The organism is Malonomonas rubra DSM 5091 (assembly GCF_900142125.1).
Lineage (GTDB): Bacteria > Desulfobacterota > Desulfuromonadia > Desulfuromonadales > Geopsychrobacteraceae > Malonomonas > Malonomonas rubra.
In genome coordinates this window covers 1-21,113 of record NZ_FQZT01000020.1, presented here as the reverse complement: position 1 = coordinate 21,113, position 21,113 = coordinate 1, and the positions used below count along the sequence as shown (strand labels likewise).

Annotated in this window: 16 protein-coding genes; 8 read left to right on the top strand and 8 right to left on the bottom strand. The window is 53.8% G+C overall.

Annotated elements, in window-relative coordinates:
- Positions 1–64 precede the first annotated feature (64 nt).
- Positions 65–1,414 carry a putative glycoside hydrolase gene (locus BUB13_RS16600; protein WP_072909890.1) on the top strand — a complete coding sequence of 450 codons (1,350 nt, stop codon included), beginning with the start codon at positions 65–67 and terminating at the stop codon, positions 1,412–1,414.
- Here the strand turns inward: BUB13_RS16600 and BUB13_RS16595 are convergent, their stop codons facing one another.
- Positions 1,415–2,113: a diacylglycerol kinase gene (locus tag BUB13_RS16595; RefSeq protein ID WP_072909889.1), complete on the bottom strand. Its 699-nt coding sequence runs from the start codon at positions 2,111–2,113 to the stop codon at positions 1,415–1,417.
- Between the two features lie 155 nt (positions 2,114–2,268).
- On the opposite strand from BUB13_RS16595, the gene rpsA reads away from it, so the two are divergent.
- Positions 2,269–3,489 carry a 30S ribosomal protein S1 gene (gene rpsA / locus BUB13_RS16590; RefSeq protein WP_072909888.1) on the top strand — a complete coding sequence of 407 codons (1,221 nt, stop codon included), beginning with the start codon at positions 2,269–2,271 and terminating at the stop codon, positions 3,487–3,489.
- Between the two features lies 1 nt (position 3,490).
- Positions 3,491–4,876 (top strand): MFS transporter, encoded by a 1,386-nt coding sequence (locus BUB13_RS16585; protein ID WP_072909887.1) that lies wholly within the window; start codon positions 3,491–3,493, stop codon positions 4,874–4,876.
- Here the strand turns inward: BUB13_RS16585 and BUB13_RS16580 are convergent.
- From BUB13_RS16580 to BUB13_RS16565, 4 genes are all read right to left on the bottom strand, one after another.
- Positions 4,869–8,177 (bottom strand): YCF48-related protein, encoded by a 3,309-nt coding sequence (locus BUB13_RS16580; protein ID WP_072909886.1) that lies wholly within the window; start codon positions 8,175–8,177, stop codon positions 4,869–4,871. The genes BUB13_RS16585 and BUB13_RS16580 overlap by 8 nt on opposite strands.
- Before the next feature lie 107 nt (positions 8,178–8,284).
- Positions 8,285–10,390, bottom strand: a complete 2,106-nt coding sequence (locus tag BUB13_RS16575; RefSeq protein ID WP_072909885.1) for a hybrid sensor histidine kinase/response regulator — start codon at positions 10,388–10,390, stop codon at positions 8,285–8,287.
- Positions 10,391–10,408: 18 nt separating this feature from the next.
- Positions 10,409–11,152 (bottom strand): substrate-binding periplasmic protein, encoded by a 744-nt coding sequence (locus tag BUB13_RS16570; protein WP_072909884.1) that lies wholly within the window; start codon positions 11,150–11,152, stop codon positions 10,409–10,411.
- 84 nt (positions 11,153–11,236) lie between these two features.
- Entirely contained in the window at positions 11,237–14,248 is a 3,012-nt protein-coding gene (locus tag BUB13_RS16565; protein WP_072909883.1) for an ABC transporter substrate-binding protein, read from the bottom strand.
- Positions 14,249–14,462: 214 nt separating this feature from the next.
- On the opposite strand from BUB13_RS16565, the gene BUB13_RS16560 reads away from it, so the two are divergent.
- Positions 14,463–14,930, top strand: coding sequence for an EVE domain-containing protein (locus BUB13_RS16560; RefSeq protein ID WP_072909882.1), 468 nt, complete (start codon positions 14,463–14,465; stop codon positions 14,928–14,930).
- Positions 14,927–15,511: a hypothetical protein gene (locus tag BUB13_RS16555; protein WP_072909881.1), complete on the top strand. Its 585-nt coding sequence runs from the start codon at positions 14,927–14,929 to the stop codon at positions 15,509–15,511. Before BUB13_RS16560 ends, BUB13_RS16555 begins: the two co-directional genes overlap by 4 nt.
- A gap of 56 nt (positions 15,512–15,567) precedes the next feature.
- On the opposite strand, the gene prxU is transcribed toward BUB13_RS16555, so the two are convergent.
- Positions 15,568–16,299, bottom strand: a complete 732-nt coding sequence (gene prxU / locus BUB13_RS19090; protein WP_084092240.1) for a thioredoxin-dependent peroxiredoxin — start codon at positions 16,297–16,299, stop codon at positions 15,568–15,570.
- Positions 16,300–16,614: 315 nt separating this feature from the next.
- Here prxU and BUB13_RS16540 point away from each other — a divergent pair, with 315 nt between their 5' ends.
- Positions 16,615–16,974: a hypothetical protein gene (locus BUB13_RS16540; RefSeq protein WP_072909878.1), complete on the top strand. Its 360-nt coding sequence runs from the start codon at positions 16,615–16,617 to the stop codon at positions 16,972–16,974.
- Between the two features lie 105 nt (positions 16,975–17,079).
- On the opposite strand, the gene BUB13_RS16535 is transcribed toward BUB13_RS16540, so the two are convergent.
- A complete protein-coding gene (locus tag BUB13_RS16535) occupies positions 17,080–17,478 on the bottom strand; it encodes a hypothetical protein (protein WP_072909877.1) in 399 nt (132 codons plus the stop codon).
- Between the two features lie 165 nt (positions 17,479–17,643).
- On the opposite strand from BUB13_RS16535, the gene BUB13_RS16530 reads away from it, so the two are divergent.
- A complete protein-coding gene (locus BUB13_RS16530) occupies positions 17,644–19,344 on the top strand; it encodes a PAS domain S-box protein (RefSeq protein ID WP_072909876.1) in 1,701 nt (566 codons plus the stop codon).
- A gap of 17 nt (positions 19,345–19,361) precedes the next feature.
- A complete protein-coding gene (locus BUB13_RS16525) occupies positions 19,362–20,771 on the top strand; it encodes a flavocytochrome c (RefSeq protein ID WP_244151904.1) in 1,410 nt (469 codons plus the stop codon).
- 44 nt (positions 20,772–20,815) lie between these two features.
- Here the strand turns inward: BUB13_RS16525 and BUB13_RS16520 are convergent.
- Positions 20,816–21,113, bottom strand: a 298-nt coding sequence (locus BUB13_RS16520; protein WP_139249412.1) for a transposase, incomplete at its 5' end; no start/stop codon positions are given.

Here is a 21,113-nt window from a genome sequence, read left to right as displayed (position 1 = left end):
TTTTCTGCAGATGAAATAAAAAATTCAGGAGTGGTTCGTTCCCGCAAAGCCTAAGGAGTGGGCTATGAGAACCGGACACTGGATACTGACTTTTATTTTTATTATCCTGTTTTTCCTCGCTGCGACGGTGCAGGCTGAGGAGATTTACGGCTCGATTATCGATGCTGACAGTGGCAAGCTGCTGTCCGGGGTTGAACTTTACAGCCCGGACGGTCGTGCTCTGACTGATGCGGGTGGGCGCTTTGCCTTTTTGACCGATGCCGAGCAACTTGTTGTCCGCAAGCCCGGCTACCTGCCACTTCGGGTCAAGACTGACTCCTCCATTCAGGTGGCTCTGCAACCTTTCGTGCCCAAAGCGCTTTACCTCTCCTTCTGGGCCGCCGACCTGCAAAGCAAACGGCAACAGATTCTGGATCTGATCGATGCTGCCGATCTCAATGCTCTGGTCATAGATATCAAATCTTCCCGCGGTCACATCGCTTATCGCAGTAATATTCCCTTGGCGCAACAGATCGGTGGGCAACAAGTACGGCCGTTGAAAGACCTGCCGGAGTTTCTTGCCGAGTTAAAGGAGCGGGGCATCTATACCATCGGTCGTATGGTGGTGTTCAAAGATGATCTGCTGGCAAAAAAGCGTCCCGAGTTTGCTGCCCACACCGCTAAAGGTGAAATCTGGCAGGATCGGGAAAAGATCAGCTGGGCCGATCCTTTCAATCAGCAGGTGCGTGACTACAACCTGGCGGTGGCAGAAGAAGCCGCACAGATGGGCTTTGACGAGGTGCAGTTCGATTACATCCGCTTCCCCTCGAAGTCGGACCTGGTTTTCTCCCAGCCGACCGATGATGACAGCCGGGTGGCGGCGATCAACAGTTTTCTCAGCCAGGCGAAGGAACGGCTGGCCAGATACCCGGTGTTCACTTCGGCAAATATTTTCGGTTATATCTGCTGGAAACATCGTGATGGCAAAATCGGCCAACGACTGGTCGAGTTGGGAGAGCGGGTCGATTATCTCTCGCCGATGCTTTACCCCTCCGGCTTCCCGCATGGTGTGCCCGGCTATAAAAACCCGGTCAAACATCCTTACCAGGTGATTGCACTGTCATTGCAGAAAGCACAGCAGCTTGGCAAGCTGACACCGGAACGGTTCCGCCCCTGGCTGCAGGCGTTTCGCGATTATGCTTTTGACAAGCGAAGTTTTAAAGCGGATGAAGTGGTGGCACAGATCAATGCCAGCGATGCTGTCGGGAGCAACGGCTGGATGCTGTGGAATGCGTCAAGTCGTTTTTCGCTGGCTGGCTTGCAGCTGGATGTTCCTTTCTATGCGAAAAAACTTGTCGATATCGAACCTAAAGATGCTGAACCGGCTATGTTGACTCAAGTCCATCTGGATGAAGAAATCAGTCCACCAATGTGATCAGTTAAAAAAGAAGAAGACCAAAAGGGTGACGATGACGCCGAGAGCGGCCCCGAGCCAGACCTCTCTGGCCGAGTGAATATTCATCGACATGCGGCTGCGGCTGACCAGGACCGCCAGCAGCAAAACCAACAAGCTGATCAGCAGTCCGGCGCCGGAAAGCATAACGGAAACGGCGATAGAAAAAGATATCGCCGCATGTCCACTCGGCATCCCACCGTGCAGCGGCGAACCGTGATTGTATCTCGCCTTCAGCAGCACAACAAGAATCACCACCATCAGCAGCGCGCCGATCGGCAGAGTTCCATGTGGTTCGTTGATTAAAGTCGGCTGGCTGTCGAACAGCGGGAAAATGTGGCCGGAGAGAATCAGGTAGCCGAGAGTCGCTGCGCCGACACTGGTCACCAGCACCGCACCGGCGGCAATATCTTTCGCTAATTTGGCCAGCTCGTGATATTCGTCGGTCACCAGGTCGACCAGTTTTTCGATCGCTGTGTTGATCAGTTCGGCGAAAATCACCAGTACTGCCGCTAGCACCAGCAGGAAAAATTCCAGTGCCGTGACCCGGTAAAAGAGGGCGAGAAAGAGCACAACCAGAGCGGCAACAAAATGGTAGCGCATATGGCGCTCACTCTTGACCGCCCAGAGAATCCCTTCTATGGCGCAGTTGAGGCTTTCGATCCAGTTCTTCGGCTTCATTCCATCCCCTCAGATATCAGCAGCTTAGGTTGTTTTATCAGTTATAAAGATAGCAGTTGCTGAACAAAGCACAATTGCCCGTTCAGCGGTTTACTCGGGCGACGAAACCGGCTACTCTCTATTCTTTCAAATCAAACCGAAAAAGGATTGCTGCAATGAACGACGATAGATTCGACGACGAGGAAATGATGGAAGACGAGGGTAGTTTCGCCGAGCTGTTCGAGGCTAGCCTGAGCGATGTCGGCCAGCCACTGGAGCGGGGCAAAAAGATTGAGGCGACCATTCTGCAGATTGGCAAGGACTGGACTTTCCTCGATGTCGGCCAGAAAGGTGAAGGGGTTCTCTCTTCCGCCGAATTACTCGATGCAGACGGCGAACCGCAATATAACGTCGGTGATGTCATCGGCGCTTACTTCGTTTCCCGTGAAGGGGGAGAGCTGCGTTTCACCACCAAGGTTGGCGGCAGCGGTTCCGGCACCGAGCAGCTGGAAGAGGCTTTCCAGAGCGGTATTCCGGTTGAAGGCAAAATCGAAAAAGAGATCAAGGGTGGCTTCGAAGTCAAACTGCCTGGCAACGTCCGTGCTTTCTGTCCTTATTCGCAGACCGGTCTGCGCCAAGCCGAACCGGCCGACCTGATCGGTGAGAGCCTGTCGTTCCGTATCACTCAGTTCAGCGAGCGGGGCCGCAATATTGTTGTCTCGCACCGCGCAATCCTCGACGAAGAGCGAGAGCAGCAGCGCGCCAGCCTGAAAGAAACCCTGAAAGAGGGGATGGTGGTCAAAGGCAGCGTGACCAATATTCGCGACTTCGGCGCCTTTGTTGATATCGGCGGGATCGAAGGGCTCTTGCCGATTTCTGAGATCAGCTACGGCCGGGTTGAGGATGTCAACGATATTCTTAGTATCGGCCAGGAGCTGGAGATCGCGATCAAGAAGATCGACTGGGAGAACAACAAGTTTTCCTTCAGCTTGCGCGATACCCTGGCCGATCCCTGGAGCAAGGTCGGCAGCATCTATAAAACGGGGGGAAAATATAGTGGAAAAGTCAGCCGGCTGGCACAGTTCGGCGCTTTCGTTACCCTCGAAGATGGTGTCGATGGCCTGTTGCACATCTCCAAGCTGGGGCAGGGGCAGCGCATCCGCCACCCGCAGGATGTCGTGACGGTCGGTCAGTCGCTGGAAGTGATGATTGAAAAAGTCGAGCCGGAAGAGCGGCGTATTTCGCTGGCGCTGGTCGGAGCCGAAGCGGAAGAAGCTGGCGAGACCAGTTACAGTGATGCGCCAAGCAGCTCTTCTGCCTCCGGGTTCGGCAGTCTGGGTGATTTGTTGAAGGCAAGCCAGGAGAAGAAGGGGCGCAAAGGGAAGAAGCGGAAGTAGGATGAGGACGTCGACGTCCCATTCCGCCACACTCTTGGTTGTCTGCGTGGCGCACTTCCTGATGCCGTTCATGATGTCGGCGGTCGGTGTGGCTCTGCCTGCCATGGGGCGCGAGTTTAATGCCAGCGCCATGCAGCTGGGCTTGGTCGAAACCACCTACGTCCTCTCGGCTTCCATCTTTCTTCTGGCGATGGGACGCGCCGGCGACATCCACGGTCGGCGCAAGGTCTTTCAATTCGGTGTGTTGTTTTTCACCGTCACCGGCGGAATTATCTCGCAAGCCTGGTCAATCGAAGCAGTCATTGCTTTGCGCTTCCTGCAGGGGATGGGCGGAGCGATGGTGATGGCGACCAGCATGGCGATGGTGGTCTCGACTTTTCCGCCGAGTGAACGGGGCAAAGCGCTGGGAATTGCCGTCGCCAGCGTTTATGCCGGGATCTCCTGTGGCCCCTTTATTGGCGGCATGCTGGTGGCAGGACTCGGCTGGCGCTCGATTTTCTACCTGCTGGCACCGCTGGGTTTGTTCACCTTTTTCGTTGCCCGGTTGAAAATGCATGATGAGTGGGCTGAAGCGGCAGGAGAACCCTTCGACTGGGTCGGTCTGCTGATTTATGGCCCTTCAATCCTGCTGCTGGTTGCCGGTGTGTCAAATCTCAGTCGCGGGCCCTGGGCCTGGGGGCTGCTGGTTGCCGCCAATATCGGCTTTGCCCTGTTCCTCTGGTGGGAAACGCGCTGTAAGCACCCGATCCTCAATATCGACCTGTTGCGCCACAACCGGGTGTTTGCCCTGAGCAACCTGGCCGCACTGTTCAACTATGCTGCGACGTTCGGTGTCACCTTTTTTCTCAGTCTCTACCTGCAGTACGTCAAAGGGATGGGGCCGCACCAGGCCGGCACCGTGCTGATCACCCAGCCGATCGTGCAGACCCTGCTCTCGCCCTTCTGCGGTCGCCTTTCCGACCGGGTGCCGGCAAGTTACGTTGCAACCAGTGGTATGGCACTCTGCGCCGTCGGGTTGGCTTTTGCCGCCAATCTTTCCGCTGATTCCGGCCTGTCACATGTCCTTGTGCTGCTGGTTTTTCTCGGTGCCGGTTTCGCCTGCTTTTCTTCGCCCAACGTCAGCATCATCATGGGCAGTGTCGAACCACGCGATCTGGGTGTCGCTTCCGGCATGAACTCAAGTATGCGTACCTTGGGGATGATGACCAGCATGATGATCATCACCCTGGTTTTCTCTTACCTGATGCACGGACAGCCGGTGACGGCGGAGACGCAGCCAGATTTTCTCGCCAGTATGCACTGGGCACTGTTGATTTTCTGTGCTCTCTGCGTGATTGGCATCGGCTGCTCTTTTGGCCGTTTCACGCGCTCGCCGGAAACTAGATAATCTGAATCCCCTGGCTGATTTCGAGGAAGAGCGCCCGCTGTTCTTCATCGCAATTCCAGCTGCCGAAAACCTTCTCGTGTTCTTTCAGCGCCCGTTGAATTTCACCTTTCAGCCGCTGTGCCGATTTGGCGTTTTTCAACTGTTCATCCTGAAAAGAGCTTTGACTGCTCAGCTGCTGAAACAGTTGTGGGTTTTTGATGATGTGCGGATCGACATGATGCAGCGCGCCGAGAGCGACCAGGGTCGCTTCTTCCAGTCGCGGGTGCGTCGTCGGGGCAGGTGTTGCCTGTTTTTGAGCGGCATGCTTTTGTTTCTCATCTTCCTGGTCGCGGTTGATCATGGCGAAGTAGCGGACCCGGTTCAGGAAACGTTTGATCGAGCGAGGGGTGTTGCGCTTGGCGGCAATAAGCGGGTGCCAGACTGTCAGCGCCTGAAGGAACTCCGGCGAATCCTGGACCCGGTAACTCGGGCGTTTAAGTAGCAACAGAATCCCGGCAGCCAACAGGGCCAGGAGTGGGAAGATGGTCAGCCATTTTGGAGCCTTGCCGGTTTGCCCCGGGGTGTAGCCGGCGCGACCTTGTTTTTCCGCCGGTGGTTGGTCCTGTACGCTCTCATCAATCGTGCCGGGGTTTGTGACAGCGGCGGGAGTGGACGGTCCTGCAGGGATGGTTTGCTGGCTGCTGGCTGTTTTTTCTTCAGCCAGCGGGTGATAAACCTTGCCGAGTTGGAAGCCTCCCCACATGACCAGCAGTACCAGCAACCAGGGAAAGAGCTTTGTCGCGGCCGATTTTGCGATTTCCAGCAACTGCTGGCTTAGCACTGTTTCTGAGATTTCGGTTCTTTTCGGGGCCAGCAGCAGGCGGGATTGACCTGGCGTCGCGACCGGCACCGGGACCTCGATGTTGATCAGTTTTTCCAGGTACTGGCGGGCAAATTCCACCCGCTTAGCACGCCCGTTGTCCTTTACCTTATCGCTTTCGGTGTCATCGATCATGTCTTCGGCAATTTCTTTGAATGCCGCGCCAATACAGCGCTCGACCCGTTCGCGGGCCATGCCGAGGACGACGTAGCATTTGCCGGAGCTGACCAGGTAGTTGATTGTTTCCAAGATCTCCAGCACATGCTCCGCCTGGCAGCGATCAAGGTCGTCGATCAGGATTAGCATGGTGCGGGGTTGCAGGGCCGTCGTGACATCCTTGAACTCGCGGGCGAATTTTTGCCGGAAGCTGAGCTCGACGTTGAGGTTTTTGATGCGCAGGCGGCCGGGAATCGTTGGTATCAACTTTTTCGGGTCGAGGCCGAATGCGACGAAGCCTTTGAAGGCAGCAATGAACATGGCGATTGAGCTGGCAGACAGGGTCAAGAAAGGAAACTTTTCCCGCAGTACGGTCGTCATGCCGGAGAGGGTGAAGCTGAAGTTGTCCGCGTCGACCAGGTGAAACTTGGGATTGCAGACGATTCCAGCTGAAACGGCAAATACGAACAGCACCACCAGCACAGGCATACAGTTGCGCCAGCCGCGGACCATCAACAGGCGCAGGCGGAAGTTAAGGCCGCTGAAGCACCACCAGTCTGGCACCGCCTGGTGGCGGATGTTGTCGAGCAACGAGGCGAGCAGGTTGCTCTCCTTCTGGTGGTGCCAGGCATTGAACCAGACCGGGCGGACGCCGTAATGCTTCAGGTCGGCTTTCAGCAGATTCATCAATGAACTTTTGCCGGTGCCCCACTCACCGGTAATGGCAATGGTCAAAGGCGGTTGGGTGTTGTCATTGCGCAGGTAGCGCGACAGGCTGCGGGCAACGAGACCGAAGTTGAGGGCATCCGGCTCACCGGCTTCGAGCGGCTTGTCAGAGACCAGCATGTCGGCGACCGATTGTTGTTCGACGATCAGCTGCTTCGGCTGCTGGAAAACCGGGATGAGCAGCAACCCGGCAAGCAGCCAGCTCAGATAATACCAGGGCGCGGGGAAACGGGCGTAGTCAGCGCTTTCATCGCTGTTAGCTGGGCGACTGAGCGGAATCCAGTTGCGGCCGCCATCACTGGTCGCAAACAGCATTCCGGAATTTCCGGCGACCCAACCGCGCTCGGGATCGAAAAAGCCAAGACTATTGAGTTGGTGGTTGGTGGGGAGCCTGGTTTCCCGCCAGCTGAGGCCGCCGTCACTGCTTTTCAGAACCGCCCCTCTGCCTCCGATCGCCCAGCCATGATCAGGGTCAAGAAATTGAACTGCCTGCAGAGTTTGATCGCTTCCGGTATCGATCCTTTGCCAGTTATCGCCGCCGTCGGTGGTGCGCATGGCTTGCCCGAGCAGGCCGATGACCCAGCCTGTTTCGGCGTTGATAAAGTACAGATTGCGTGGAGACAGGTTGCTCAGGTTAGAGCTTCGTACCCAATCGATGCCACCATTGTAGCCCTTTTGGATATAACCGTTCTGATCGACTGCCCAGCCGTTTTCAGCATCAACAAAGTAGCTGGCGTAAATTGATCCGCCCTGAATTTTTCGGAGTTCCTGCCAGCTATCTCCTTTATCTGAGCTAGTCAACAAGCTGCCATCGGCTCCTGTTATCCAGCCTTTTGTCCCGGTAAATTGCACTCTGATCAATGAACTGCTGACAAGCGTTTCCTGTTGCTGCCAGCTGTTTCCGCCATCGTCTGACCTGAGAATCAGGCCTCTGTCACCAACGGCCCAGCCTTGATTGTTGTTGATGAAGTGGATGGCGTGCAGGGCAGTTGTTGCGGGATCAGCCGGAATCGGAGAAATCGGCGGAAAATCGGGTTTGACCGGGATCGTTTTCTGTTCGGTGAGGATGCGCAGATCTGTCGGGGGGGCAATCTGTTGCTTTTGCTCCATCAAATATTGCTCTTTGCTCAGCGGTGCTTCTGCAGCATGGGCGGAGCTGATCAGTTCGATCGATGCCGCCTTGGCCGCTGGTTGGCTGCCGGTTAAACTTTGTCTTTTCCAGCTTGTTCCACCGTCGTCACTGTGCAGGATCAATCCGCCTGAGCCGACCACCCAGATCAACTCCGTGTCGGGGAGAACAAAAATATCGTTCAGGTCGGCGTCGATCACCGGCAGGCGTTTATGAGCATTGAGCTCCAGGGGGTAGCGCCACCACTCAAGGCTGAAGGGCTCGATCTGTTTCAGCGGGTTCGGCTGCGGAGATTGGCTGAAGGCGACCAGGCTTGCAAGCAGGAGAAGCAGGGCCGCGCCCAGGTAAGACCATAACCGTAGCGACGCTGATGTGAATTTTTGTTGTCCGGAAGGGGGAGAGGCAGGACCTTTTTCGCTTGCTTTCTGCATTCCGTTCTCCTGTTTGAAGGAGGAAGGTGGAATGCCTTTAAGCCTATCTAATTTTTAATGAATTGCAATTTTGAGCAGCGATTTTCTTCGATGTTGTTTGCTCAGGCTCAGTTCAGAAGTTGACCGATCGCTTGCGACAACTGATGGAAACTGTAGGGCTTTTGAATAAACCCATCGGCACCGGCGGCGAGGATTTCGTCAACCCGGGTGTCCTGACGGAATCCTGAGGAGAGCAGAACCTTGACCTGTGGATCGATCTCTTTGAGGGCGGCGTAAGTTTCTTTTCCCGACATGACCGGCATGACCAGGTCGAGCAGGACGGCGTCGACCCGCCCCTGCTGCTGCCGGTAGATTTCTATCCCCTGCGCACCATTTTCCGCCAGCATCGTCTGGTAGCCGCACTCTTCCAGCAATTCAGCCGCGTTGGAGCGGATCAGTTCTTCGTCATCGATGATCAGGATCAGCCCTTCACCGCTGACTAGAGGGACTTCGGATTCATCTACCTGCCTGCACTTTTCATCGGAACAGATCGGGAGATAGATGTAAAAGCTGCTGCCTTTGCCTGGCTGCGAATCGACATCGATAAATCCTTCATGCTGCTTGACGATGTTGTAAACCATCGACAGGCCGAGGCCGGTTCCTGCGTCTTTGTTTTTGGTGGTGAAGAAGGGAACGAAAATCTGCTTCAGGTTGGCCTCGTCCATGCCGACGCCAGTGTCGATTATCGAAATACACCAGTATTCACCTGCTTTACGCCCCAGTTGCTTGTCGAGATAGATCGATTTGACCCGGATGTTCAGCTCGCCGCCCCAGGCATCTCCGGGTGAACGCATAATGGTCATGGCGTGGGCAGCGTTGATGCAAAGGTTCAGGAACACCTGCTCGAGGCTGTTGGAGTCGGCCTTGACCGGCAGCTGTTCGCTCATCTGGCAATCGATGGAAATCGATTTGTCGAAAGAGTTCTCCGCTATTTTCAAGACGTTTTGCAGGATATCGTAGAGATTCACCTGGCTGAGCTTCAAGTCGTACTTGCGCGACAGGGTCAGCAGCTGGCTGACGATGTCCTTGGCGCGCAGGGCTGTTTCGGTGATGGTATCGAGGGAACTGAACAGTTTTTCCTCGCTCAGCTGCTGGCCCTTGTCCCGCTTCAGCTTCAACAACGCCAGGGTGCCGAGGATCCCACCAAGGATGTTGTTGAAATCGTGGGCGATGCCGCCGGCCAGGGTGCCGACCGACTCCATCTTCTGAGCCTGTTTAAGTTCATTCTCCGCCCGGCGCACCTCGGTGATATCGCGTGCTTCAGCGATAACGAAAATAACCTCACCCTCTTCGTTGAAAACCGGCTTGATGGTGATGTCGAGGTAAATTTCACGCATCTGCACACTGTGGGCTTCAAAACGCGCGACCTGTCCTTCAGCCGCGATCTTGAAGGCATCTTTGAGCTGCTGTACCAGCTTCTCGGAATGGCTCCACCAGGGTGTTTCCCAGAACTGCTTGCCAATGATGTCTTTTTCCTGCAGGTCACGAAAGGAAAGAGCTGTTTTGTTGATTTTGCGAACCCGGCAATCCAGATCGAGGAGGGCTATGAACTGGAACGAGTGGTCGAACAGGGCAAGAAACGTCTGCTCGCTTTCTCGCAGAGCCTTTTCCTTGATGAGACGTTCCTTGATTTCATTTTGTAGCTGTTGATTGTTCTCAGCCAGCTCGGCCGTTTTTTCCTCAACACGAATTTTAAGTGTTTTACGTTCCCGGTAAAGCAGGGCTACAAACCAGCTGAGCAGGCTGGTCAGTATCAGAACAATGCTGAGATATGCGTACAGGTAAAAATTTTTGTTGTAGGCTGAAATTTTCAAATGGCCGATATTCTGCTCTTTATAGACGATGGGGGTGCTTAATTTCCTGAGCCGGATGATTCCCGCATCGAAAAGCCATTTTTCAAAGTTCTCCAGGTCGTGATGATAAAAGAGCAGGTTCTGGTCGACCTGGGAGGTGACCTGCATCTGCCGATAATCGTTACTCTTGACGGCCAGGGTGAGATACTGCTCCATCAGTGGGGTGAACAGGGTCCAGACCGATGGCGCCAGGATATCGGCATGAAATTCGATTTCCCTTTGCAGTTTCCGCTCGGCGGCAGCTTCCTGGAAGTAAACGAAGCCGCAGAAAAAGAGCACCAGCAGCAGGTTGAAAATTATGGTGTAGCGGAAATTCTTCATCACTCCCTGTTGCGTGCGCTAACGGTAATAACGAGCGGAGATCTGCTTTATCAGACCTTCAGACTGCATCTCTCGCAAAGCCTTATCGGCCTGCGGCAGCAGATCGGTAAAGCTGGAATGTTTGCCGATACAGAGATGAAATTCGAGGCTGTAGACCGGCTGCGGCAGAACGATCAGTTTATTGCTGTAGCCAAAGCGGTTCAGGTCGTAAATACCGCGCTCTGAAACCAGCAGGACATCGGCTTTGCCTGCATTTAAAAACGGGTAGACCGAAGTAACTTCAGGCATCCATTCGACGTTGAACTCCTTTAACCGCTTTGCGGCAAAGCCGTTGCCGTGATAATCGACCAGTTTATAAGGCTTCAGCCCATCGATGTCTGTGACCTGCTTCAATTCTTCCAGGTGTGGGTTGTTTTTCTGGGTGGAGATGAACAGGTTGAAGCTGATAACAGGTTCTTGCGAAACGACAGTGTAGGCTTTGCGTTTGGCCGTCGGCACGGTGATGAAGGCGTCGGCATGGCCGGATTCAACCATGGCCTGCGCGCGGGCCCAGGGATAACCTTCGTGTTGCAGGGGGATGCCGAGTCGGTTGTGCAGCGCCTCGGTAATAATATCGACCAGAATCCCTTTCATCTGGCCGTTTTCCAACCAGGAGCGGGGCGGATAGCTGTCGAAATAGACGATTTTCATCGGTTCCGCCGCTGTTGCCGGAAGGGCTATCCACAGCAGTAATAATATGAGCAGCAGCTGTTTTCGCAGCATAAATCCCTCTTGGATAATTTGCTAAGGCTCTAACGCTATATTCTACCGGGGGGAGGAGGAAATACAAGAAACTATTTGCTGCCACTAATTTTTGTCATCGAGGGCTTTTCGCACAGTTTTGACTAATTGGTCGGTATCGAGCGGTTTGAAACAGAAAGAGTGCAGGCCGAGTTGCTCTGCTTCTTCCGGTGAAACCTTTGCACTGTAGCCGGTACAGAGGATAATCGGCAGGTTCGGGCGAAGTTGCAGTAACTGTTTGGCCAATTCGCTGCCGGAGAGCTCCGGCATGGTCTGGTCACTGATCAATAGATCGTATTTTTGCGGATCCTCTCGGAATAACTGGAGAACTCTATTGCTACTGGTTTCGAAATGCGTTTGATAACCATACTCTGCCAGAATTTCAGCGCAGAGCGATGCCAGGCTTTCTTCATCGTCCAGAATCAGAATTCGTTCGTTGCCGGTTGGCAGCGGGCTTGCCTGCAAAAGCTTGCGTTTCTCTGTCGATTTGATGGTCGGCAGGTAAATGGTGAAGCAGCTGCCCTCTCCTTCAGCCGATGCCGCTTTGATCATGCCGTTGTGGCTCTCGACAATTCCATGCACAACAGCCAGTCCCATGCCAGTGCCTTTATCAATATCCTTGGTGGTGAAGAAGGGGTCGAAGATTTTTTCCAGAATCTGAGGTGGGATGCCGCAGCCGTTATCACTGACTGTCAACTGTAGATATTGGCCAGGCAGGAGGTTTTCTTTCATCTGCAGGTCGGAGGCAGTCAGTTCCGTTTTGTGCAGCTCGATTTTTAAAATGCCTTTTTCATTCATTCCATGAATCGCGTTACTGCTTAAGTTGATGAGGATCTGCTGTAACTGGGTCGAGTCGGCGGCAATCAGCAGCGGGGCGGCATCGTTGGCAATCTGTAAGTCTATCTGGACACTGCTAGGGATGGTTGGTCGCAGCATTTTCAATGTTTCCTCGATGACCAGGCTCAACCTCACCGGCTTCAGATCATGGTCACTGCGGCGACTGTAGAGTAAAATCTGTCTGACCAGCTCTTTCGAACGGTTGGCTGTTGTTTTGATCTGTTCAAGATAGGTTCGTAATGGACTCTCCTGGGCCATTTTCAAGGTTGCTAATTCCGCATTGCCGAGGATGATGGCCAAATGGTTGTTAAAGTCATGAGCGATGCCGCCAGCCATGGTGCCGATCGCTTCCATCTTGTAGGTCTGGCGAAGTTGCTCTTCCAGTTCAAGGCGGCGTTTTTCGGCTTCTTTCAGCGGTTTCAGATCGATATCGATGCAGAACATCTCTTTGCCGTCTGGGGTTTCGTTCATGACGTGGGAAGAGAAGACCGGCACCTTTTGTCCGTCTTTACCGATCAACAACAGCTCGCCAGCCGGAATCTCGATCTCTTTTTCCACCCAGTCAGTGACTTTCTGAATAACCGCTTCCCGCATCGGTTCCGGGATGATCAGCTCTTCCAACCTGCGGCCTAGCGCTTCGGTTGCACTGTAGCCGTACAGCTCTTCGCTCGCCTTGTTCCAGTAGATCACTTGGCGCTGCTCATTGTACCCTTGAATGCTGATGCCACTGACCTGCTCGATCATCTGGCGGAAGCGGCGTTCACTGCGGCGTTGCCTTTCATCGGCCAGGACCTGTTCGGTGATGTCTGTATTGGTGCCGATCAGGCGGATCGGGTTGTTGTTGTGGTCACGCTCAATCACCCGGCCACGGCCACGTACCCAACGGGTTGTGCCGTCCGAGCGATGGACGCGGAAGCTGTGATCATAGCTGTCTTTATGCCCCTTGATGTGATCCTGCAGTGCGGCTTGAATATGTGGGAGGTCGTCAGGGTCGATCTGAGTGAAAATTTCTTCCGGGCCGTATTCTTCATCCGGATCGAGGCCGAACATCTCTTTACTGCGACGATCGATAGAGGCGTGGCTGGTCTTGACGTTCCAGTCCCAGATTCCGTCCGAGACAGCATCAAGCGCTTCACGCAGGCGTTCTTCGTTCGCTTGCAATTGTTTTAGCGCGTTTTTTGTCCGCTGGTTTGCCCGAAAAAGCATACTGACCAGAACCAGTAACAGAAAGAAAACAAGGCCGATTGCGAGCAAAGAAGGATAGTGTCCCTGCCAGTCAAACTTCCGGGGTGGTTGGTAAAGAAAACTTTCAGTGAGATGAAAGCTCGGTGGCAGGTGTCCGCTGGCGATCAGGTAATGAGAAATCTGTGCCCATCTGGCCATATCCATCTGACCGATCTCAACCTGCTCCGGGTTCATAACCTCAAAAATGGCTTCCGCTTCGAAGCGCAGGGCAGCGATCGATTTTTCGACGCCATAAACGTTCTTCAGCAGTTCAATTGCTTCGCCCTGGTGAGACATGGCGTAACGCCAGCCTTCAATTGTCGCCAGGCGGAAACTTTCTACATCCTTTGGGCGCTGACGGAGAAAAGCTTCGCTTGTAAACAGTGTGTCACCGTAGAAGTGGATACCGTAATCCTGTGGTTTGATGACGTTGACATCCTGCCCTTTTTCTGCAGCGAGAAAGGGTTCATTGGTGTAATAGGCGTTAAAAGCGTCGGTTTCTCCATTGAGTAAAGAGTCCAGATTGTAGCTTGTCTTTTGTTTTATTATTTTTTCTGATAGCTGCCTCTGTTGCAGCAAAACCAGTAGAGACAGACTTTTGTGACCGGGAGCTAGCATCACTTTCTTGCCGATCAGGTCGTCTGCAGAACGGATCCCCGAGTCTTTTCTGGTCAGGAAAACTGCCGGGGAGTTCTGCAGAATGGTAGCGACGGCAACGACCGGTTTGCCAAGGCTGTGTTCTATCAACAGGCCACTGCTGCTGATAGCGAAATGGGCCTGACCGGAGATAACGGAGCCCACAACATCTTTGCTTTTGCTGACATCCTGGATTTTGACATCGAGTCCGGCGTTACGGTAGTAGCCGAGCTCTTTCGCCATGTAGTAGCCTGCAAACTGAAATTGATGGTGCCAAGGAAGCTGGAGAATTATTTCTTTGGCATAGGCGGGAAGACTGCAGCCGAGAAGCAGGGTGGTGATGAAGATATATCGGTAAAGTGTGCGGCGAAGTAAAAACATCATTCCCCCAATCAATCAACAGCTATTTTAAAAAATTAGCAGATTTTAGCTTGTTTGCCAGCGAGGGTGCATATTTCCCTGAATATCGGTTCGATCGGCTTGCAATGATATTGACGCGTTCGATTGTCGCGTTGTATTGATCAATTATTAAAAGCCTTGCCGTGAGATGATTTCGCCACTGTGGTGAACGGAAAAGCAGAACCGGGAGAAAACAATGAATTACTGGCTGATGAAATCTGAGCCGAATGCTTTCAGCATTGATGATTTACAGGCGATGCCGAAACAGACCGAGCACTGGGACGGGGTGCGCAACTATCAGGCGCGCAACATGATGCGGGATGAGATGAAAGTTGGCGATCAGGTCTTTTTTTATCACTCCAATTGCGAAACACCGGGCATCGTCGGGCTGATGGAAGTGGTACGGGAGAGCTATCCCGATCACACGGCTTTCGATCCGCAGAGCAAATATTTCGATCCGAAAAGTTCACCGGACAAGCCGCGCTGGTTCATGGTCGATATCAAGTACATTCGTCATACCAACCGGGTGATATCGCTGAGCGAGCTGAAAGAGCATGAGCCATTGGAAAATATGCCGCTGGTCCGCAAAGGCAACCGGCTGTCGATCATGCCGGTTAGCAAGGCGGAGTGGGACTATATTCTGCAATTGGAGGAGGGCAGATGAAACGCTGGGGCTTTTTGCTGTTGTTTGTGCTTTTTCTGTGCGCCTGTTCAACACGGGGTCTGAACGATCGTTATGCCAGCGTGACCGAGCAGCGGCTGGTGACGCAGAGCCTGGATATGTTGATCAACGCGTTGCCGGCGAATGATTTTGCACAACTGGAGGGAAAGCTCATTTTCCTGCAGACGTATTTTATCGAGCCGGTCGTTGAAGCGACCGAGCACGCACCGCTGCGCGATTTTGCCCAGCAGCGACTGCAGATGGAACTGCTGCACAAGTATCGTTGCCGTTTGGTCGATACGCCGGATGAGGCTGAATTTCAGGTACATTTCTTCTTTAATGCTATTGGCACGGATCAGGACAGCCTGGGGATCACAACGCCACAATTGTTTCTGCCGGGAGTCGGCCTGTCGAAGATCGATTTTCTCGCTCTGGAGATGTTTCATGGTGTCAGTGAAGGTTATTACTACATCGTAGATAACCAGCAGCAGGCTGCGATGCGCGGTGCTTTGCAAAAAGCCCGGGTCCGCACGGACCGGTTGAACCTGCCATTCATCTCTCTGCCGGTAAATACGCTGGATTAAACAGAAAAGGGCTGCCCAAACCGGGCAGCCCTTCTTCTTTTCTCGTGGTCAGAAAATCAATCGAAAGCCATGTCGGTTGACCACTCTTCCCACACCTTGCCGACCAGACCCGGGCCTGGCTTGAGGACTTTCTTACCAGGTTTCCAGCCGGATGGGGTCGCTTCCGCCCCGCCACTGGCACGCACCAACTGGAAGGCTTGCACCTGGCGCAGGGACTCGTTGATGTTGCGGCCGACCGGCGGGGTCAAGACTTCAAACCCCTGGACGATGCCGTCCGGGTCGATGATAAAACGACCGCGGGTTTCGACACCCATCGCCTCGGAGTAAACGCCGTAAGCACTGCCGATTCGGCCACCCGGATCGGACAGCATCGGGAACGGGACCTTGCCGCCTGCCTTGATCATCTTCGACAACTCGTCGTCATTCCACATTTTGTGCACGAACATGCTGTCAATACTCATCGACAGGACATTAACGTTCAGATTTTGGAATTCTTCGTATTTTTCAGCAACTGCTGAAATTTCAGTCGCTCAGACAAATGTGAAGTCGCCGGGATAAAAGCAGAGCAGCGCCCACTTGCCGTTGCCGTAGTAGTCGGAAAGTTTGAAATCGGCAAATTGTCCGTTAAGGTAGCCCGGTGCCGTAAAATCCGGGGCTTTCTGGCCAACCATAATCATTTTTCTCTCCTCCTTGGGAATTGCAGTCTGTTCCGTGTTTTCAACTGTTTCCGGTTCAGAAACCGGGCCGCCTGTGGGACGTTCACAGCCGGCAGATAATTCTTCAGCCATGGCTCCTCCTTTTTAGGAATAATTATTACTAAAGATATCCTCAATATATAGCACTCGAGTTTTAAATAACAACCGGGGTAAGAAAAAAAGGTGATATTTCGGTCAATAGTTGTGCGTTTTGGCTCATAAAGTGCTCGGGAAAGGGTTTTTGTGAAGCCGATGTTGCTACACATAACTGGCTGAAAATACATAAAATCGAGTCGACATCAGGAGGTATCTTGGTCGATGTCGAATGAAACGGTCGTTTGAATTCGGTAGAGTGATCTCAACAGCAAGACAGCGCAATAACGGCAGTCACTCACAAAGGAGGATGACATGAAAACAAGATTAGCGATTTTGATAGCCGGTTTGATTTTTCTGGCAACCCCGATGTTGGCAATGGCTCACGGCGGCGATCGTTACGACGATGGCCCGCGACATCATAACAGTTGGGTGAAAGACAAGTATAAGGGCGACTACCACCGCTATGAGCACCGTCCCGGCGTCAAGTGGCGTCAGCATCAGATAAAAAAGGAAGTACGCAAGCAGGTGAAGCGTGAGCTGCGTCACGAGCGGAAGGAACGTAAAGCGCGGCGGCACTATGTGCAGCATCACCGTGATCAGCGCCGGCATGTCGACACGAAAGCGGCTATCCTGGTCGGGCTGCCGCACCTGGTTTTCCATATCGACTGGTAAATTACAGTAAGCCGGAAAAGAGTGGTTCGACGGGTCTCCCCGCTCATTTCGCTTGCTGTTTGGCATGGCCGCCTGATTTTCAGGCGGCCTTTTTTTGTGGATAGTTTATTCGATCCCCATATCCTGCAGGATCGTAGAGGGATAGTTGCCGGCCGCTTTCATCAGCCTGATATTTTCAGCCGGGTAATCGCGCTGGTCAACCAGCCTGTTGCGCTTGAAGTAGTAGAAACGAACCAGCTCGCCTTTCTGATATACGGCAACCTGCTCCTTCGAGCGGGGGATGATGTTTTCTTCCGGTGTGCCTTCCTTCAGCAGAATCGCCAGAAAACTGTTCTCCTCAACCGGCGGTGTTGTGACTTCCTCGGCCTCCTGCTGCAGGGGTGATTCCGTCTGCTCAATTACCGGTTCCGGCTCTTCCGGCGGCGGTGGCGGGACAAACTGAGGCTTACCGCTCGAGCAGGAGCAGAGCAAAAACAGGGCGAACAATACCGGTAGCAGCTTCATGGGCCTCTCCATCAACCTCAACTTTTGTAAGTCCCTTAAATAGCACAGATTGCTTGGCAGAGGAAATTTCTTGTCAATGTCTGAATGAATTGACAGCCAGCAACGAAAGTATTATGAGTGTCAGGGTGAGATAACTCTAACAAAGGTTTTGCGGACGTATAGTTCATGCTTGATGATGTCATTCTGCAATTAGACGAAGGGCTGGAGGATTTTCTGCTCCGCTGGGCGGAACATCTGCGCCAGCTCGGCTATTTCAAGCTGACCTTCGCCACCCGCGACGAATCGATCAGGGCGTTTTACGCACTGCTCAAAGCGCTAAAGGAGCTGGGTCGGCTTGAGCAGATGCCACACCTGAAGCAGCTGCGGGAAAATTCATCCTGCAGCGAGTTTTTTCTGCAGGCGGCCCGGGAACAGAGAGCGCGTGGTAGCAGGCTTGAGATGAGCCTCGGCTGTTTCAAAGCGATGCGTCTGGCGTTGGAGGATATGATCTCCGGGATGGTGTTGTTCGATGCGGCCAAGCTGCAGGCATTGACCCTGATTCGACGCTATTTCGATCTGGTTGAAGCCATTATTGTTGCTGATTGGGAAGCGACAGATAAAGCGCAGAACCTGGCTTTGCTGGAGCAGGCCAATCGCAAACTGGCGCGCGACAAAAACACCTATGAAAGCATCTTTGAATCGACCTCCAACCTGGTCCTGATCACAGATGGTGACGGCACCGTCCGCGAAGCCAACCCGGAAGCACGGGTCTTTTTTTCCGGGCGACAACTGATCGGCTCTTTTTGCGGCGAACTGCTGGGCTTGCCGGGCGAGGACCTGAATGCCCTGCTGAGCCAGACGGAACCGAACCGGCAGCATGAAGTCAGCCTCACGAGCGATGGTTTCAACCGGGTTTTTAACCTGCAGATAAAGCCTTTGTCGCATATCTCCATCTCTCTTTCCGGGGTGATGCTGATTCTGAGCGATATCACCTGCATCGTCGATCATCGGCAGTTGCTGGAACAGCGGGTCGATGAGCGAACTCGTGCACTGGCGAATTCGGAAAAGATGCTCGATGCGGTTTTTCAATCGGTCGGTAAGGGGATTCTGCTGATCGATAGTGATCGTGAGATCGTCAAGGCGAACCAGCAGGCAAGCGAAATCTATGGTATTCCCCTCGAGGTTCTGATCGGGACTCCGTTCTGCAGCTTGATAGACCATCAGGGCTGTATGGCGATGAATGACATTTGTCAGAACCTGCTGGATGGGCAACGACAGCGGGTCGAGGTGACCAGTATTTACGTTGATGGGAAAACCTTCCCCACTGATATCATCATCTCCAGCATGAAGCTCGATGGGAAGCAGTTCTGGCCTGTGATCGTGCGGGATATTACCGAGCAGCGAGCGCTGGAGGATGGGCTGCGGGCGGAGAAGTTGCAGAGCGAGGAGATGAACGTCACTCTGCGCAACGTGCTCAAATCGATCGAAAGTGACCGGCAGGAAGCGGAGCAGAATCTCAGTCATCGCATCCGCTCATCACTGTTGCCGGGGCTGGAGAAGGTGCGCAAGGAAAAGAATGCCGATGTGCGCTCCAGCTACCTCAACATGTTGAGCGAACAACTGGTCTCCCTGACCACAGGTTTCGAAAAGGAGCTGGATGGAGATCTGCTGAAACTCAGCAAAACGGAATTAAAAATCTGCCGTTTTATCAAGTCTGGCCTGACCGGCAAGGAAATCTGCGAGGCGATGAATCTGTCTTTCGAGACGATCCAGACGCATCGCAAAAACATCCGCAAGAAGCTTGGCTTAAGCGGAAAAACGGTCAATCTTCACACCTTCCTCGCCAATCGCAATGTCGATCTGGGTGGACTTGAAGGTGATCGTTAAGTGAAATGGGTAACACAATGAGCGAGAAAATGATCTGGGATGAAGAATACGACGTGGTGGTGGTCGGCTCTGGTTTTGCCGGCTTAGCTGCTGCTATCGAGGCGAAGCAGGCTGGCGCGAGCGTTATCGTGCTCGAGAAGATGCGCATTCCCGGCGGCAATTCGGCGATCAGCGGTGGACTGGTGGCGGTGGCCGGATCGCCGTTGCAGCAGCGTGAAGGCATCGAAGACTCGCCGGAGTTGCTGTTCGCAGATATGCTGACCGCCGGGATGGATCTGAATCATCCGGAGCTGGCGCGACTGGTCGCGGAGCAGTCGCCGGAGATCCTTCAATGGACGCAAGCCTTTCTCGGCGTTAAATACAGTGAAAACCTGAATTATCTGGGAGGCCACTCGGTGGCACGCACTTACGTTACCGCCAACGGTACCGGTTCAGGGATCATTCAGCCGATGCTGGCCAAGTGTCGCGAGCTGGAGATCCCGGTGCAGATGAAGACTCTCCTCTGTGCGCTGCTGAAAGATGAAAACGGCCGGGTTGAAGGCGTAGAGCTGTGTTGTGATTATCTGTTTCCGAATAAAGATTCCGGCCGCCTGCAGCGGGTTCGGGCTCGGCGTGGCGTGGTGTTGGCCTGCGGCGGCTTCGGCCGCGATGTTGAGTTCCGCATGACTCAGGACCCACGCTTGAACGAGAAAATCGAAACCACCAACCAGCTTGGCGCAACTGCGGATGCGCTGGTTGTCGCGTTGCAGGCGGGGGCCACACCGGTACACCTTTCCTGGATCCAGATGGGCCCCTGGGCATCGAGCGATGAAAAAGGCTGGGGCGTCGGTTCCATGTTTACTATGCTGGCCGGGTTTCCCTACGGCATCATGGTCGATGCAAAAACCGGCAAACGTTTCGTCAACGAGGGCTCTGATCGGCGTCTGCGCACCGATGCCATGTTGACCAAAGACCGGATCCCGGTCGCTATTGTCGATAGCGAAGGGGTGAAAAATGCTACTACCCTGGAAAACTGCCTCAAGCGCGGAGTGGTCAAGGCTTTCGACTCGATTGAAGGGCTGGCCGACTTTAACCAGATTCCGCTGACCGCACTGAAAGAAACCCTTGAGCGTTATCATCTGTCGCTGGAACATGGGCGTGACGCCGAGTTCGGTAAGCCTTTGGCGGCTGACTTGAAGCCGATTGAGCACCCACCCTTTTACTCGATCCGCCTGTTACCGAAAGTCCATCATTGCATGGGTGGTGTGCAGATCAACAGCCGGGCGCAGGTGATCGGTATCGCCGACCATCAGCCGATAGCGGGCCTTTACGCTGCCGGAGAAATCACCGGTGGCGTTCATGGCGCCAGCCGTTTGGGCAGCACCGCCATTGTCGATTGTCTGGTTTTCGGTCGCATTGCCGGCAGGAGCGCTGCTGCAGACAGCTGAGGTTGAAGATTCAGGGAAAAGGTTTTTCTGGTTATCCACCTCGCTCAAGTAGCAGGTTCCAGAACCAGATTCTTCAAAGGAACTGGCGCTGATTGAGCGGCTTGTTGCATGATTCGCCAAAATCGCTTACCAACTGCTCTGCAGCTACGGCGATTGAAGCGAAAGACATATTCATCCAGGTAGCGCTGCAAATACTGCGGGTCAAAGCGCCCCTGGAAGGTGCCGAGCATAACCCGCTTTGCTAGTGACGTTACCAAGTGGACGCCCGGCAGCACGCTTTCTTTTTCGGCGGTCTTGCTCTGAATGATGGCTTTGTGAGAATAGCCTTCAGCCTGCAAGCCG